This is a genomic window from Paenibacillus sp. UASWS1643, assembly GCF_008693195.1.
Lineage (GTDB): Bacteria > Bacillota > Bacilli > Paenibacillales > Paenibacillaceae > Paenibacillus > Paenibacillus amylolyticus_B.
Map to the genome: position 1 here is coordinate 394,255 of NZ_VXKZ01000114.1, position 16,390 is coordinate 410,644.

Annotated in this window: 15 protein-coding genes; all 15 read right to left on the reverse strand. The window is 45.4% G+C overall.

Annotated features, from left to right (window positions below; translation table 11 throughout):
• Window positions 1–25 precede the first annotated feature (25 nt).
• Window positions 26–1,615 (reverse strand): alpha/beta hydrolase family protein, encoded by a 1,590-nt coding sequence (locus FE296_RS24115; protein WP_150366597.1) that lies wholly within the window; start codon window positions 1,613–1,615, stop codon window positions 26–28.
• A gap of 58 nt (window positions 1,616–1,673) precedes the next feature.
• On the reverse strand, window positions 1,674–2,774 hold the full coding sequence (locus tag FE296_RS24120; RefSeq protein ID WP_150366598.1) for a DUF1648 domain-containing protein: 1,101 nt from the start codon (window positions 2,772–2,774) through the stop codon (window positions 1,674–1,676).
• Window positions 2,775–2,804: 30 nt separating this feature from the next.
• Complete coding sequence (locus tag FE296_RS24125; protein WP_150366599.1) at window positions 2,805–3,200, reverse strand: GntR family transcriptional regulator; 396 nt, start codon at window positions 3,198–3,200, stop codon at window positions 2,805–2,807.
• Window positions 3,201–3,416: 216 nt separating this feature from the next.
• Window positions 3,417–4,490, reverse strand: coding sequence for an AI-2E family transporter (locus FE296_RS24130; RefSeq protein WP_091015415.1), 1,074 nt, complete (start codon window positions 4,488–4,490; stop codon window positions 3,417–3,419).
• Window positions 4,491–4,667: 177 nt separating this feature from the next.
• On the reverse strand, window positions 4,668–5,459 hold the full coding sequence (locus FE296_RS24135) for an ABC transporter permease (protein ID WP_091015416.1): 792 nt from the start codon (window positions 5,457–5,459) through the stop codon (window positions 4,668–4,670).
• Window positions 5,452–6,360: an ABC transporter ATP-binding protein gene (locus tag FE296_RS24140; protein WP_124117026.1), complete on the reverse strand. Its 909-nt coding sequence runs from the start codon at window positions 6,358–6,360 to the stop codon at window positions 5,452–5,454. The genes FE296_RS24135 and FE296_RS24140 overlap by 8 nt, the downstream gene beginning before the upstream one ends.
• Window positions 6,361–6,392: 32 nt before the next feature.
• Window positions 6,393–6,644, reverse strand: coding sequence for a hypothetical protein (locus FE296_RS24145; protein WP_143760279.1), 252 nt, complete (start codon window positions 6,642–6,644; stop codon window positions 6,393–6,395).
• A gap of 290 nt (window positions 6,645–6,934) precedes the next feature.
• On the reverse strand, window positions 6,935–7,456 hold the full coding sequence (locus FE296_RS24150; RefSeq protein WP_150366600.1) for a hypothetical protein: 522 nt from the start codon (window positions 7,454–7,456) through the stop codon (window positions 6,935–6,937).
• Between the two features lie 84 nt (window positions 7,457–7,540).
• Window positions 7,541–8,125, reverse strand: coding sequence for a VanZ family protein (locus tag FE296_RS24155; protein WP_150366601.1), 585 nt, complete (start codon window positions 8,123–8,125; stop codon window positions 7,541–7,543).
• 10 nt (window positions 8,126–8,135) lie between these two features.
• Window positions 8,136–10,277 (reverse strand): WD40/YVTN/BNR-like repeat-containing protein, encoded by a 2,142-nt coding sequence (locus FE296_RS24160; protein WP_190945511.1) that lies wholly within the window; start codon window positions 10,275–10,277, stop codon window positions 8,136–8,138.
• Window positions 10,278–10,316: 39 nt separating this feature from the next.
• Complete coding sequence (locus FE296_RS24165) at window positions 10,317–11,237, reverse strand: LCP family glycopolymer transferase (RefSeq protein WP_150366603.1); 921 nt, start codon at window positions 11,235–11,237, stop codon at window positions 10,317–10,319.
• Window positions 11,238–11,250: 13 nt separating this feature from the next.
• A complete protein-coding gene (locus tag FE296_RS24170) occupies window positions 11,251–12,582 on the reverse strand; it encodes a UDP-glucose dehydrogenase family protein (protein ID WP_150366604.1) in 1,332 nt (443 codons plus the stop codon).
• 32 nt (window positions 12,583–12,614) lie between these two features.
• Complete coding sequence (locus FE296_RS24175) at window positions 12,615–13,997, reverse strand: sugar phosphate nucleotidyltransferase (RefSeq protein WP_150366605.1); 1,383 nt, start codon at window positions 13,995–13,997, stop codon at window positions 12,615–12,617.
• On the reverse strand, window positions 13,994–15,022 hold the full coding sequence (locus FE296_RS24180) for a polysaccharide pyruvyl transferase family protein (protein WP_150366606.1): 1,029 nt from the start codon (window positions 15,020–15,022) through the stop codon (window positions 13,994–13,996). Before FE296_RS24180 ends, FE296_RS24175 begins: the two co-directional genes overlap by 4 nt.
• A complete protein-coding gene (locus FE296_RS24185) occupies window positions 15,009–16,385 on the reverse strand; it encodes a lipopolysaccharide biosynthesis protein (protein ID WP_150366607.1) in 1,377 nt (458 codons plus the stop codon). Before FE296_RS24185 ends, FE296_RS24180 begins: the two co-directional genes overlap by 14 nt.
• Window positions 16,386–16,390: the final 5 nt, after the last annotated feature.

Genomic DNA, 16,390 nt, shown 5'->3' on the forward strand with positions numbered 1-16,390 from the left:
CAACCCAAGAATGGAACTCCCGTTTTTAGTTTGATTTTAATACCCACTTCGCAATATCATCGATAATGGCTTTGGAGACATTAGATGGCTCAGCGTACTCTTGACCGATTGAAAGTCCATCATAGTTGGATAAAAGATGATTTACCTTTGGATAGCTATTGTACGTTACATTGGAATGACCTTGAAGAGACGATTTCCAGGTTTGGAATTGATTCATAGACACTTGCACATCGTTTTCGCCTTGTATAACAAGCATAGGTGTATTTTGTGTTTTAGCCAGTTCCGCAGGCACATAATCTCTTTGCTCAAACCACCAATAAGCAGGTTGAAGTGGAAACGCCTCAGGAAGATGATCTACAGAATATTTTGGATCTTTAACCATCGCAGCCACATTTTTATAAAAATCAGCTTGCCCTTGAATGACATCCGTGTCTAAACCAAGCTGCTTCATCCGCTCTACCAATTCGTCCTGCTGCTCGGTAAGCACATCCACAAAGCTACTACTTGGTGCAGCAAGTAGAATACTTCCTGCAATATCATGTTGCTTATCCTCAGCAATGATTAACGGCATTGCAAACCCGCCTTGACTATGTCCAGCTACAAAAATCGCTGTAGAATCAATATGTGCATTCTTTTTAAGCAATTCCACTGCATCGTTTACCTGATCTACGCTCTCTTTTTTTAATGTGAATTTAGGCTGAGAAGCCACCTTATAGGTATGCTCATACGTGACCTTATCGTATCTTAATACTGCAACTCCTTGTGAAGCTAAACCTACTGCAAGATCACGAAACGGCTTTGCACCACCAATGGCAGCATCTTGATTGCTAGGCCCAGATCCGTGTACCAGAATAACAACTGGGAAAGGTCCCTCACCCTTGGGCAAAGTTAATGTCCCTGGTAAAGCTAGATCCCCCTTACCAACCGTAATGTCTTGTTCTGTATAGGCAGATGGGTCGTCGTAGCTTGGTTTTTGATACACATCTGGCGTAGCGGCGGCAATATGCAAATCATCCACAAGTCCGTTATGATTCATTCTGACCGTAATATTTATACGAGTCAGCTCTGTTTTGAACGTATAGGTAACATTGCGATGCACTGTATTATCTTCTACATGCTTAGCTATGGCTTCACTTGTAATTTTGCCATTTTGTCCTTCTAAAGCTCCCCACAGCTGACTCAACAACGTGGGTGACAACACTCCACTCACAGAGGTATGAACATACTTGGCAGCCTCCTGACCATCGCCCTCACTAATAAGTGAAATGAATATGTCCTCAGGTGCTGCCTTCAGCGTCTCGGTAAGAAACGCCCCATCCATATAGGTAACTCCTTTCGTTAACTGAACAGGATTGTCTAAGGGGATGACTTGCCCATTCACAATCGCCTGTTTCTCTCCTACCTTAACTACAATCGTAAGCTCGCTTTTTCGTATTGTGATCTGTCCTGTTTGTTGTTGCCAAGATACCTCTGCCCCATTCTGTTCTGCAATCTCACGAATAGGAACAATATTTTCACTACCAGCGGATTTTTCAGCAGCTTCTGAGATGGATGTCACCGGAAGGATGAGACCTATAAAAGTAAGAGAAAGTAATAGTTTTTTCCAATTGTTCATTGTAATAACTCCTCCTAATAATTAATTTCATCTATTAAATGCATAGAATTATGAGCATTTATTGGCTCAGAACTCTGCTTAAAACAACAATAGCAATAATGAATAACACTAGGACCCAAGATAGTGGACGAGCGAAGTTAATCGTCCAACCTATTCCATAACGTTTTTCTACGGTAAAAGAAGGATCTTTGGGATTGAAGTAAATAAAACCAAGTTTCCAATAATCATCGTCATTCACAGGCTGCTCCTTGGACCGTTCGTGATCCTCCTGATGGTTCCTAATTTTTCCACCGCCTTGTCTGCCTGTAAGCGACAGCAATATAGCGCCTAATAAGATCGCCACTGAGGTGATCAGACTAATCGCTGTTAACAAGACCTGATTAGGAACGAACATATTTATCTGAATGAAGGCAAATAAGATGGTAAGAAGCAAGCCTGTTATGATCGTAAATAGGGACCACTTACGGCGGAATCGGATATGATCAGCAGCAAATTGGGCAGGATTAGATGGAGTAAGCTGTTGTTTGCTTGATTTAATACTCCAGTTCACCAACATCATCAGTGCAATGATTCCTAGCTGTACAAGGTTAATAGCCAATACTGAAAGGTAGGTTTTGGGCACACTGGAAGTGACATTGCCCTGAAGATCATATTTCATCGGAATGACGTTAGGTAGTGCGTTATAATTCAAGATTGTAATGATCGCAATGGCTACAATAATAGCTATGTGAACGAGAAACCAATAGTTGGAATAGGTGAGTTTATTTTGGCGGAAGGTGGTATCGATTTTAACCCTTTGAGGTACTTCTACAGTTGTAAGTGTTTCTTTTATCTTTTTCATCTTGAAATGAAATAAGATGTGTAGTGCGGCCCAGTACACAATGAATATCATTGTGCAAACACCGGTGATCATTGTGGTAGACTCTTCATTGGCAGATCGGAGTATATACAGACAGGTAAGAATAATCAACCCGTTTCCGATCAGACTTACTGTAGCAAACGTTCTCCGGAGCTTACGTAATACCGGTGTGTAGTAATTATATTGACTTACCGTAACCCCAAAGCTGATTGTTTCCCTTGTCACATAAGGTGCAAAGGATAGCAGTAAGGCTAATGGAGCAAAGATTAAAATGATAGGCAATATACTAAATAGTTGCATACATAACACACTCCCTTGATTCGTTATTCTTTATTCTTTGTTGTGACCCATCTTCACATCATCATACATTTGGTCTAACACTGCAGATAGTTCCTCTTTGGTCATTCCGCGACAGATCGCTTCCGCAATAATCGGTCTTAATTCTCTTTCCTGCTTTTTCAAAAAATCATCCGTTAAACCAGGCATTCCATCAGGGTTCACTACAACTCCCTTTTGTCTATGAACCAGAATGTATCCATCTTGCTTGAGTAGTGTGTAAGCCTTGTTGACGGTGTGAAGGTTAACACCGATATCTGCGGCCAAATTCCGAACCGATGGTAACGCCTCACCTAGCTGTAACTCACCACTAGCAATGCCTTCAATAATTTGATAAACAAGTTGCGAATAGATGGGAAGTTCGGATTGCATATCCAGTTGAATAATCAAGGGTTCACCTTCTTTTTTGTTATCTGTTATATACCAAGTATAACAGATATAACATGAGTGAGCAATATGGATGAAAAAAAGCCGCACACCAATGGCGAGGGCAAACTTACCTGACCCTTCACCATTGATATGCGGCTTATACTGTTGAGCTTATCGATGTGATTCAATAACAAACATTAATAGTGGCACATGACAGCGTTGTATTTCAAATTCCATTTAAGTTTCAGTCTTATCTTCGACAATCCGATAATGGATTTTGCGAACTATAATTTTCAGAATCATATATAGGGGAATCACGATGATCATACCCAAGATATTCCCCAGGTCAGCACCCACGAGCAAAAGGATAACGGTAGTCAGTGGATGAATATCAAGCTGCTTGCCATAGACATAAGGTGAGATCAGGTTATCCTGAATTTGCTGTGCGATTACAATGATGACCAGGGACCAGATCGCCATCGAAGGTGATTCGATAAACGCAACAATGACAACCGGGATAGCTGCCAGCAAAGCACCCACATAAGGGATGAAGTTCAGAATAATCGATACAACAGTCAGCAGCAAAGCGTAAGGCAAACCTAAGATGAGAAAACCGATATACATCAGAATCCCCAGGGCTACATTAACAATAACCCGCCCAACAATATAGTTGCTTAGTGCTTCATCGATCTCATGGACGGTCTCTTCCCCATCCTTCCGATAATGTCTTGGCAATAATAAGGTTAGATTCGTTCCAAACTTGCTGCCTTCCTTGAGCATGTAATACAACATGATCGGGAACGTTGCCAGAATAATAACCAGATTGGATACCACGGAGAATAACCCGGAGACATAATCGGTTACCTGCGTGATCCCTTGGCTCAGAACATCGGATAATCGTGAGAATAGATTGGAATCATCAGGCAGGTATCTGGATACAAAATTGCTCTTTTCAAGTGCATTCAACTGATCGCTGAGTGAAGTAACCAACGCTGGAGCATTCTCCACAAAATTCATCAATTGTTCACGCAGGGAAGGCCATACGAGCACACTAAAACCTGCAAGTATTAATGCAATTACGACATAAATAATCAGAACTGACAATGCACGCTTGATCTTATGCCTTTCCATATAATCGACGAGCGGGCGCAGCAGATAATAGAAGAAACCAGCAATCAGCAGCGGAATGATGATGATGTGAATCAGTGAGGTCAGGGGGCTGAAAATAAAGTTCACTTTTTCCCCCAGATACACGATGAGCAGCAGCAGAATAATCGCTGTGCATATGCGGTAGAACTTGTTATTTATCAAGAAACATGATCCCTCCATGCGCTGCTCTGCCAAAGTGACTGCGGCGTTCATATGTATATCTAGTCATTTACTTATGATACTAAGTACCCTTAAATGACAGTCATGCCACAGGCGATGCTGAATATACACTTTTTTTTCTTTCCAAAACAGCATTGGAGCAAAAAAAAGAAGCAGGCGTTAGCCTGCCACATCTCTTTTGCTGAATACAACCCAGGAAATCACCATGAAAATAACGTAATACACCGCCAGAACTGCAATGGAGAAACCCAGTGTCATTCCTGCACTTGGACCACCCATTAGCGCAAAATCCGCCCCGGAGGTCATGTATTTGCTGAGATCCATGTTGTTGAATAGAACATACTTGGCCCACTCATAACGGACCGGATTGAATATGAGTGAGAAGATACTCTGTGAGAACATAATGAACAGGGATAATCCAATCGCAAGTGCACCTGAACGAAATACGGAGGACACCATAAAGGCAATCGCAAGTGTAATGAACAGATCAACGTACAAATATCCCCATAACGTCAGAGCATTCGTAGCCGGACTACTGCTTCCTCCCGGAGCATCATGCGAGAAAAGGATATAAGACGTTAGCATGGCCATCACGATGACCAGCAATGTACTGACAATACTGAAGCCAACGACGGTCAGATATTTGGAAGCAAGAACTTTGCTTCGTGACCATGGACGGATCAGCAATAGCTTAATGGTTCCCCAGGTAAATTCGCCCGCGACCGATTCCGCTGCAATCACAACACAGAAGATCGTGTTCAGGAAAAACGTAATCTGGATGGTCGTTACAGCCGCTTCCCAGTACAAAACTTCATTGGACCCCATCCCTTCTCGCAGTAACACTGGCATTAATAGCGAGATCAGCGCCAGAATTGATAACATGATCCAGGTACGGGGACGACGGAAAATTTTCATATTCTCGTTCAATATCAGATTACCAAAACTACCCAATGCCTCCACCCCCAGTGACTTGCAAGAATTGTTCTTCCAGGGTGTGAGTCACGTTACGAATACCGTATACCTGAAACCCTTCGCTAACCAGCTTGGCATTGATATCCGGAATCTGCTCACGAGACACTCGCATCACCAGGACATTGCCCTGTACGACAGCACCCTGAATCAGATCCGCAGCGCGGTCAACATCATTCAGCTCAAAAGCAACTTCGATTAATGCATCCGAACCGGCTTCAGCCCGAAGGTTTCTTACATCAATCAACTTGCCATTCTGGATGATGGCCACCGTATCACACATCAGCTCCATCTCCGACAATAAATGACTGGATACAAAGACCGTAAGACCTTCCTCTTGGGTGAGCTGACGCAAATAATCTCTCAGTTCCCGTATACCCTGCGGGTCCAAACCATTGGTCGGCTCATCCAGTACAAGCAGCTTCGGTTTATGTAATATCGCTTGCGCGACACCCAGACGCTGGCGCATGCCCAGTGAATAGGTTTTGACCTTATCGTGAATACGGGCCGTAAGCCCCACACGTTCAATCGTTTCCGCAATCCGTTCTTTGGTAACTCCAGGTGACATGCGGGCAAAGTGAACAAGATTCTGGTACCCGGTCAGAAACTTGTACATTTCCGGATTTTCCACAATAGCCCCTACCTGGGCTACCGCCTTCTCAAATTCATTCTTCACACTGTGTCCCGAGATGAAAATGTCACCTTTACTGATGGACATCAATCCAACCATCATCCGAATCGTTGTTGTTTTCCCCGCGCCATTAGGTCCTAAAAAACCAAAAACCTGCCCCGGAGAAATATCCAGAGTCAGGTCGCTGACCAATGATCGGGAGGATATGATTTTGCTGACGCCCTGAATCCGGACGACCGGCTCCTGCTGCATTCAATCCCCTCCTTCATGGACGAGCACATAACTCATGCCCGTTTCTCATATGAACATAGTGTATCATAATCTTTAGTATATTGTCCCGCAAACTGGGATTTCCCCTGACGTTTCGCTTCAACTACACACGCTTCACAGCATCCAAGCGGCATTTCACTCCGGTAGAATCCGGTGCGAAATACGTGATTGCCTCCATTGCCCTCTTCCTTCATTTCGACAGAGCTTCTAGTGACCGACACAATCATCCCACAACTGACACAGTAAAAGCGGCCCGTTTCGATCAATGATATTCCTTCCCCTCACAAGGAGCTTAGAAGTCCTTGTTATTTGTCGTTAGACGCTGAAAATTGATACATTTTGTATCTATCTCGTAATTTACTTGACACCGGGACTAATGTCAAGGCTTTACAGGCATAAAAACAAGAAAAACGCAAAAAAAGCTCCATAAATGCGACAAAAGTCTCGCATTCACGGAGCTTCATGTTAGGTAAATGATACAATTCGGTTCAATGTATGGGTTAATATCATTATGACGGAGTTTGAATCTCTTTCACAACATGCCCACGATTCCTGATCAGTCACTATTGTCGACATGCGAGGTATCCTCATTTTTCTGATTTGGATAATACCAGAGTAAGGTCCACCCATCGCCATCCTCTACCAGATAACAGGTCTGCACAATATCGAATTGGCCAAAGGTACCTGAGTACTTCTGGGTGACCCGGATTCTGTAGGCTTCAGAAAATGGCTTAACGCCATCGATCACGGTTACATCGAACTCGCGCTCCGGCTTTTCCATCTCCAGCTCAAACGTTTCCACGCCAAAATGCTGCATAAATATATGTGCTCTGTTCTGTACGTAAGCACTCTTGGGAAACCGCTCTTTCATCAGAGGATGAAAGAGTTCCCATGAACTGCCGAAGTCACCCGTCTGCTCATATTTGTAAAACTCTTCGGCAACAGCAGCAGCTTCATCCGTTGTATCTGCCTGAAACAAATACGGAATGGTTCTGGCAATCAACCACAGCAATAATACAATGATCGTGATGAACCCGATCTTTTTGAGCAAAGCATTGCGGTTCCTTCTTCGCAGCATGTCCAGTCCTCCTTGTCCTACTCCATACTTATGACGGATGGCAGACAAGTAGAAGTTGAACGATACATCTAATTTCCTGGGAAATCACTCGCTGTGAATGGAAGTACACTTTCCCTTTCTGATCCTTCGGATCATGGACTGAAGTCCTGCATATATGGCAATCCCACAGCAGCCGCCGAGCAAGTCTACTCCAACATCACGTATCGAGCTTGTCCTGTCCGGGCTGAACTGCTGAATATACTCATCAATGGAGGCTATGACAAACACCACAGCCAGAGCAGAAAAGATACTGGTCACAAGGGATGTTCTTCTGTACCGCAGCCCGCCGAACACAAGCACGGCGAGCACAGCGTATACAAATAAGTGCGCACTCTTGCGAAAGACGAACTCTGCAAAATCATACGGCCGCTGCTTCAGCGAATACTCATACTCCCCGTAAGTGAATTGCACATCAGGAAGTGTAAAACCGATGTGCAATTTTTGAGACCATTTATGAAGCCAAGGCTGAATGTCTTGCTGTTGAGAGGATTGCGTGGACATGGACCAGATCACCAGAATCCAGATCACAATCAACAGCAGAGCAATGAGAAATCCGTACGTTCTTCGTACATGCTTTTGTCTCGTGCGCCCGGAGCCCTCCTCCATCATTTTGATCTTCACCACTTTCATATCTCTATCGTTATTCTATTGATCCAACATACATGCCTCTGCCATTTGTACCTACATATACCTGACCATAGATTTGACGGTCTGCCGCCATAATTTGCGGTTCATTGCCCAGCCCGATTCCATCACCTAAAGGACCTATATTGTTCCAGGTTGCCCCCATATCATCTGAACGGAAGAATCCATTCACATTATTTACGGTGCCATATACATAGACGGCTGGAACCAATTTGCCTGGCTGAGCCTTTCCAAAGGCAAATAATTTGGAATTCTGTACACCTTGGATCTTGGAAAATGTATTTCCCGAGTTGGTCGATGCATATAGTCCATCAGTTCCCAAACTTACCCATACGGCATTCGCCACACCAGGTGCAGCCTCGACTTTAATGGAGCTCGTATTGATATCCGTATTAACAGGAAGGCGAACCGCATTGGCTTTGGACCAGTTGGCACCCGCATCCGTTGAGCGATACAAATAACCAGCAGCATACATATAAAATTTATATCCATTGATGCGATCGGCAGCCAGTGGATGATTATAGGCAAAGACCATATTCCCCCCGATAGCCTGAAAAGGGGCACCGTTCATATTCTGCCAGGTTGCGCCACGATTCGTGCTTCTGACCGGATTACCGGTCTGGGGGTAATAAACAATTACATTCGGATTAATGGCCGAGTAGGCGACCCTCCCCAGTTTGGAGCCAGCCGGAACATTCATTGGAGTTACGGTAACTCCGTTATTGGAAGAGACAAATAATCGTGTGGTCGTTCCATACCAGTCGCTGCTTCCCAGAAATATCATGTAATTCGGATTTGCTTCATGATAGTCAATACTTACAATTTCTCGCATACCCGCGAGCGGGATTTTATTAAGAGGAACATCGGTTACATTTTCATGTCTAAATCCGACTTGATCCGTTAAACCACTGAAGAATGAAACACCCTGAGGTGGTGTGGATGCCGTGAGTGCGACGACTTCTTCATGACCATCGGTAATGGCTTCCCAAGTACTCGCTGTATTGCCAGTCAATCCATTGGTACCATTGATATTTTCCGTTTTGTACACGCCAAACCAGTCTGTAGCATATACGGTACCCGGATTATGCGGATCAAACTTGATACTGGATGTCGCTGAGAAAAACATGTTGGGTGTCCACCATGACGGTTTGGATACCAGCGTTTTGCTCACTGTTGTCCAACTCTGTCCGCCATTAACGGAACGATACAGTGGCAGATTATCTCCGCCTGTTCGAACGGCTGCCAGGATGTGATTATCATTATTGGGATCAATTGTGATTCCATAATAAGATGAGTAACTGGAGCTGGGTGTTATATTCGTCCACTGTACACCATTGAACTTGTAAACGCCTTGATTATCCGTTGTCACATACAACGTCCCGTTCTTCGCCACAGTCATACGCGCAGGATATTCGGGGCTTCTCCCGGTAAGTTGCCAAGTGGTCTGACCATTGCTTCTTGGTGCTTTGCTATACACACCAATGCCGCGAACCCCCGCATACACAACTTGACCTTGCTTCGTCACGGGATTCAATCCATAAGCTACACTCCGAATTCCCTCACCGGACAGCCCGCTAGGTACATCCCATACCTTGCTCCAAGTGGCTGCACCATCACTGGAAGTGTACAATCCATCATATCGTGTACCCACGTGCAGGTAATTGGAATTCGTGGGATTAACCGCGATGCTCTCTCCCATGGCTCGATGGATATTTCCATTCGATTCATTCCGAAGATTAAGTCCGGTTCGAATCCAGGTCTCTCCCCGATCTGTGGATTTCAGAATATCACTCGGCCCCACGTTACCGTACTTCCCAGCAGCGATATACACGACATTGGGGTTTTGCTGATCCAGCGCAATTCCATCCACGCCGTACAGATTGCTGTCCTCATCTCCGAAATGATCAAGTAGTGGGACCCAATCTCCTGAAGCTGCATCCAACCGATAGACTCCTCCAACGTCAGTTCGAGCGTAAACCAGATCAGGCTCAGTCGGATGAATGACCACCCCCGTAACGTACCCCCCACCACCAATCGGTATATTCTTCCATTGATAGTTTTGAGCTGATTGAACATAATTTGTACTTGCCGGTATCATGAGCATATACATTAGTAGCACAATCAGGGACAATTTCATTAGCCTGGAGATACGCATCTGGTTCACCGCCCTATCCGATCATTTTGAATGTTCTTCAATCATCTGATGTATCCTGTCTCGTTCCGACTGATCCACGATATAGTAATACACTCCGTCTATTTTCTTGCCCGTGCCTTTAATTTCAACGGATTCAATATGATCCAGTACCGAACGATATTTGGAGAACATCTGCTTCATCTCATCAAAGGTAACGTCGGTTCTGACATGAGCACTGACTTCGTCCAGCAACGTCTCCAGTTGCAACACGTTGGATACCTGAACCGTATTCTTCAGCACTTGTTTGATGATCTCCCGCTGACGGTCATTCCGCCCGAGATCTCCCTTAGGATCATCATAACGCATCCGCGAAAATCCCAAAGCAGCTTCACCATCCAGATGAATATTCCCTTGCTCGAACCGGTAACCCTCATAGTCAAATGCAAACGGGTTATTCACATTCACTCCACCCACCATGTCGATGACTTGTGCAAAGCCCTCCATATTCACTTTCATGTAGTAATGTATGGGAACATCAAGCAATTGTTCCACCGTTTGCACAGACATGTTAACGCCCCCAAAAGCATAGGCATGGTTGATCTTATCCTCCGTGCCGTGACCAACAATATTCGTTCTGGTATCTCGGGGGATGTTAAACATAAGTGCGGATTGTTTCGCAGGATTAACACTTAATACAATCATGGTGTCGGAGCGCCCCCGATCATTGGAACGTTCATCCACACCCAGAATCAAAGCATTAAAAGGTTCTTCATTCTCCATGTCCACAGGGAAATCTCCCCCACCCCGCTGGTCAACAATAGATACCTGCTTGATGGGTTCCCGGGGTTCATACATTTGATCCGCCGCTGATTTAACATGCGAATACAGGTACACAGAATATCCAATCATGACAACTGCAACAAGGGAAATGGCACCTAATGTTATTTTGATCCCGCGTCTCATGTTATGGCCTCCGTTAGATGACTGCCGTTTTTCTTCCATCGATATTGGTTAGACCTGGACGACCAACGGAGTAGTATTGGAAGGATGTATCTTTAATCTGATCTTCTCCGTAGATGTTTCTTCCATCAATCAGGATGGGTTGATTCATATGTGCTGCCAAATCAGTCAGATTAACCTCCATGAACTCTTTCCATTCCGTCAGAACGCAGAGTGCATCAGCACCTTCCGCCGCTTTCATGGCACGTTCTTCCCACGTAATGGATGGGGAATCCACCTCTTTGCGGAAATTCTCGGTAGCGATGGGGTCATACGCCCGAATCACTGCCCCCTGCTCAAGCAAACGCTGAATGATCTCAATCGCCGGAGCATCACGAACATCATCGGTATCCGGTTTGAAAGCAAGCCCCCAGATGGCAATCTCCTTCCCTTCGAGTGAGCCTAGTGCGTCTTCCAGTTTACGAATGACGTTGAAGCGTTGATCTTTGTTCACTTCCACCACGGACTTCAGCAGTTTGAAGTCATAATCCACATTACCTGCAATTTGAATCAGAGCCTGTGTGTCCTTAGGGAAACAGGAACCTCCGTAACCAATGCCTGCCTTGAGAAAGGAGGCACCGATTCGTCTGTCATAGCCCATGCCTTCGGCAACGCGGCTGACATCTGCTCCTACTTTCTCACAGATGTTAGAGATTTCGTTGATAAATGAAATCTTGGTTGCCAGGAAAGCATTGGATGCATATTTAATCATTTCGGCCGAACGAATATCCGTAACAATAATCTGATCGGTTAATGGCTGATGCAGCTCTTTCAACGTGGTGACTGCCCGCTCACTATGTGTCCCAATGACTATCCGGTCAGGATAAAGCGTATCCTGTACAGCGGTACCTTCTCGCAGGAACTCCGGTACCGATGCCATGTCGAATGGATGATTCGTCAAACTGCTGATCCATTCCTGAATACGATCGTTCGTTCCGACAGGAACAGTGCTTTTAGTCATTATTATTTTATAATTATCCATATAAGAACCTATTTCTCGCGCGACAAGCTCAATAAAGCTCAGATTAGCTTCGCCATTAGGCAGGGATGGCGTACCCACCGCGATAATGATGATATCCGAACGACTGATAGCATCCTGAATGTTCGTGGTAAAGGACAGCCTTCCTGCTTTCATATTGGCATTCATGATATCCTTCAGACCCGGTTCATAGATCGGAACATGACCGTCCATTAACATATTCACTTTTTCCACATTGTTGTCGACACAGATCACGTTATTTCCCAGTTCCGAAAAACATACGCCCGATACCAAACCCACATACCCTGTGCCAATCACCGTAATATTCATTCCATAATCTCCCCCATGTTCTAATGTGTTGGTTACGCGTGCTTCACATATGTCTGAACAATATCGTGCCATTCGGTAGACACTCTAACGATATCTTCCTCAATCAGCTGGCTGCCGATCTGTACTTCAATGATCTCCAGTTCCGTAACGGCTCTGACGGAATGAAGCATACTCCGGTCAATGATCACCGTATCTCCTTGCCCGATCATTCGACTCTGCCCATCCAGAATCAATTCCCCTGTTCCCGATACAACCGTCCATACCTCATTGCGAAGCAAATGGTATTGATAACTCAGGTTTTTCCCGGCACTGATGCAGATTCGTTTGGTGAGAACCTCGCCGCCAGCTTCGTTTCTTGTGTAATCCAGAACCCGGTAACACCCCCACCTACGCTCCTCATACATGGGGCGTTGATCCTCATTCTTCAAGATTTCCTTGATACGTGGGCTGGCTTCTTTGTCACTGACCAGAATGCCATCCGGACTCACGGCGACCACCACATCCGACAATCCCAATATGGCAACCGGAATGTTCAATTCATTGACCAGGTGCGTATTCAGGGAATCTCCCGTAATCCACCCTTTTCCTACAACCGAGCTTCCCATCTCTTCCGTGAGTGTGTTCCACGTGCCTAGATCTTTCCAGAAACCGTCATACGGAATAGCGATAATCTGATTTGCCTTCTCGACAACCTGATAATCAAAACTGATCCTGTTCAATCTTCCGTATTGCTTCAGCATTTCGTCATACTGGATCGGCAGTTCCATCTCAATGAGCAGATTGATCAAATAACCCAGCTTAAAAGCAAAAACCCCGCAATTCCATAATGCGGCCTGCTCAATCATGAGGACCGCATCGGATTCGCAGGGTTTCTCCTGGAACTTCGCTACATTCACGTATTCATTGTTATTTTCACTGGAAGATAGGGATTGCGGAATGATGTATCCATACTTCTCTGACGGGTACGTGGGCACAACTCCCATTAAGGCCAGATCAGCACCAGACTTATCAAGCATCTCCGGTAAGGTTGCCAGCACTTCGAAGAATTCTTTTTCAACAAAGGGATCTACAGGCAACACTGCAATTGTCTCATTCAGACTCACACTCTCTACGGAATACAGATAGGAGGCTGCCAGCGCAATCGCAGGAAACGTATCTCTGCGCTCAGGCTCCACAACCAGTCTCACATCGTCTCCCAGCTGAGAAGTCAGAATCTCCACCTGTGGCAAACTGGTCGCGATAAGCGACTCTGATGCAAGTCCGGCATGATTCAGCTGTCGCCATACCCGCTGTACCATGGATTCCGGATTTCCCTCTGGCCCATGAAGAACTTTAAGAAATTGCTTGGATCTGGAATCGTTGGATAACGGCCAGAGACGCTTGCCAGAACCGCCGGATAACAGAATACTTCTCATAGGGCTGCACCATCCGACAACACAACCGTACTTGCTCCCTTGCCGGTCTCGGTTGGTTTGTTATATGTGCTGGTCTGGTTGGACTCCAGTCTGCCTGCCGGATTGCCCTTGGTCCACGCTGCATAATAATTCGAGTTCTTGCCGTATGAATTATCCAGCAGGATGTTCGGTTGATCCAGGAGACAGGCCAGAATATGTCCATGCAGACGGGATGTCGTAATGGTTTGGTACTTATTGAATTCCTTAATGGCCGTATGTACCATCCGATCAGAGTATTTGTACCACAACCAGCGGGCAAAAGAGCTGCCTTTCCCTGACTTCAACCGGGATGTAATCATGCGAATGATTTTCCGGTCAACCCGGTTGTACAATGTCTCCCAGTCTTTAAACGTGGCCTTAGGTCCACTGACGGATTCGTAATGCACCTGATTCTGAGTCTTCTCAATGTCTTTACGGAAGAAATACAACATCTCTGCATTGGGCTTGCTCTTGGACTTCAGAGGCCACAATTGATGCGCCATATCGGGAGACAGATAGACATTTGTTTGTTGAAATTCTTTACTGGCTATCTCATAAGATAAGGTATCCCGGACAAAAAAGTGCACATCCTTATGACGATTGAATACTTGGGCTGTTTTTTTCAATTCAATATCACTTTTGTAAAACATCGTCTGAGGCAGAATGACGATCCGATGATTCGGATGCTGGGCAATCATTCGTTCTCTCAATTTCTGATGGGCAGGGTACAGATCACCAAAGTTACCTCCCCCGTGCAACACAATTGTGATACCTTCCGGTACCTTGAGAGACAAAGGGCAATCCAGAATGCTGTATCTGGCACGTACTTGAATATCATTGTCCCGGAAGAAAGCCTCAGTCCCTTTCATAATCAACAAGTCGCCACCATTGCTATGCACCGGGTAATCCAAATAATAGATTTCGGTACGCGGTGGAATGACCTTCAAAATCTGACGTAAATGTCCCTTCAACTCTTCCATTGGATGAATATTATTAGTGCCCAGCATCTCCATCTCCTCCTTGGGTGACTCTTCTTCTTTTTTTGTTTAACCGTTCATAGAGGAACGGCAAATCTTCCTTGTCATAGAACATGGCGGCAAACTTCACCTTAAATACAATTTTCATGGCGGCCACAGTAACCACCATTCGCACAATGGACCCGATCAATAATGCAATCGCAATTCCGTTGAGCCCCCACAGCGGGGTGAATACAAAGAACAAAGCCACCGTCACCGAGAGTGCAATGAGCTGTCTGATCATCACAAGTCCAGGCCGACCAAGTGCATTAAATGCGGATGCCAGAATCCAGGAGCCACCACCAATGATGCATTCAACAGCCAAAATATAAAATGCAACGCTCGCTTCCAAAAATTCGGAGCCAAACAGAAGACCCATCAGGTAGTTCCCCACAAACATGGTGGGTATTACAATGATCATCATGACCATGAGCGAGATACGGAAGGCTCTGCCAACTGTTCGAATAATCTGCTCTTGGGGCAATCCGGTCACTTTTGGAAAAACAACATTGCTAATCGCCGTCTGAACGGCATTGTAGATTCGGGATAACGCAAATACGACGGAATACAGTCCAAAATCACGCGGGGTGAGCAAAGCCAAAATAATGATTTTATCAAACTGGGTATACAGCGTTCCTAACAATTCAACGCCATACACCTTGCTGCCATAACCAAAAAGCTTCTTGGCCGAACTCTGGTCCACCCGATCCTTGAACCATCTCAGTCTCAATTCATTACGGTTCGCATAGATAGCCCACGCCACCACTGAGAAGCTGGTTACAAAATAGATCGCAGCCGCGAGCTGAATGCTCAGCATGCCCAGACCCCATAACACAAAAAGCCCGCCTACATTAAACAGGGGGATCATTAACCGGATACCATTATATACAGCGAATTTCTCCCGACTCTGCGAGAGGGCTGATATGAGATTGATGACAATAAGTACAGGAACGGTAGCAATCGTATACCATCTGGATATCTGCACGACCTCCGGCGGAAAGTTGGAAAGCCAGAAGGGTAATCCAAACCAGGCTACTATGCCAATGATGATGCACACCGGAACCTGAAAAAGAAAGCTTAACCGCACATACTGTGCACTCTTCTCGGTTGCGCTCTGTTTGATGTTATAAATGATAGAAGTTGGTAGTCCAAATCCGACCAATCCGGTTAAGAGCGCAGGCCAGAACAGAATGGCCGAGAATGCGCCCTTCCCCTCTACGCCGAACATGCGTGACGTCAAAATGGAAGACAGCATCGTCAGTGTCATGACCAGCAGATTGGTTCCACTTGTCTGAAATATGGCACTCATTAAGCCGTTTCCTCTGAATACTTTGCGAAGTGCAACTTGCGCCATAGCGA

Excerpts from the sequence above, each read along its gene's own strand:
- FE296_RS24185 (WP_150366607.1), bottom strand. The coding sequence starts at position 16,385 with ATGGCGCAAGTTGCACTTCGCAAAGTATTCAGAGGAAACGGCTTAATG.
- FE296_RS24155 (WP_150366601.1), bottom strand. The coding sequence starts at position 8,125 with ATGAAAGTGGTGAAGATCAAAATGATGGAGGAGGGCTCCGGGCGCACG.
- FE296_RS24175 (WP_150366605.1), bottom strand. The coding sequence starts at position 13,997 with ATGAGAAGTATTCTGTTATCCGGCGGTTCTGGCAAGCGTCTCTGGCCG.
- FE296_RS24115 (WP_150366597.1), bottom strand. The coding sequence starts at position 1,615 with ATGAACAATTGGAAAAAACTATTACTTTCTCTTACTTTTATAGGTCTC.
- FE296_RS24150 (WP_150366600.1), bottom strand. The coding sequence starts at position 7,456 with ATGCTGCGAAGAAGGAACCGCAATGCTTTGCTCAAAAAGATCGGGTTC.
- FE296_RS24170 (WP_150366604.1), bottom strand. The coding sequence starts at position 12,582 with ATGAATATTACGGTGATTGGCACAGGGTATGTGGGTTTGGTATCGGGC.
- FE296_RS24160 (WP_190945511.1), bottom strand. The coding sequence starts at position 10,277 with ATGAAATTGTCCCTGATTGTGCTACTAATGTATATGCTCATGATACCG.
- FE296_RS24165 (WP_150366603.1), bottom strand. The coding sequence starts at position 11,237 with ATGAGACGCGGGATCAAAATAACATTAGGTGCCATTTCCCTTGTTGCA.
- FE296_RS24140 (WP_124117026.1), bottom strand. The coding sequence starts at position 6,360 with ATGCAGCAGGAGCCGGTCGTCCGGATTCAGGGCGTCAGCAAAATCATA.
- FE296_RS24120 (WP_150366598.1), bottom strand. The coding sequence starts at position 2,774 with ATGCAACTATTTAGTATATTGCCTATCATTTTAATCTTTGCTCCATTA.
- FE296_RS24180 (WP_150366606.1), bottom strand. The coding sequence starts at position 15,022 with ATGCTGGGCACTAATAATATTCATCCAATGGAAGAGTTGAAGGGACAT.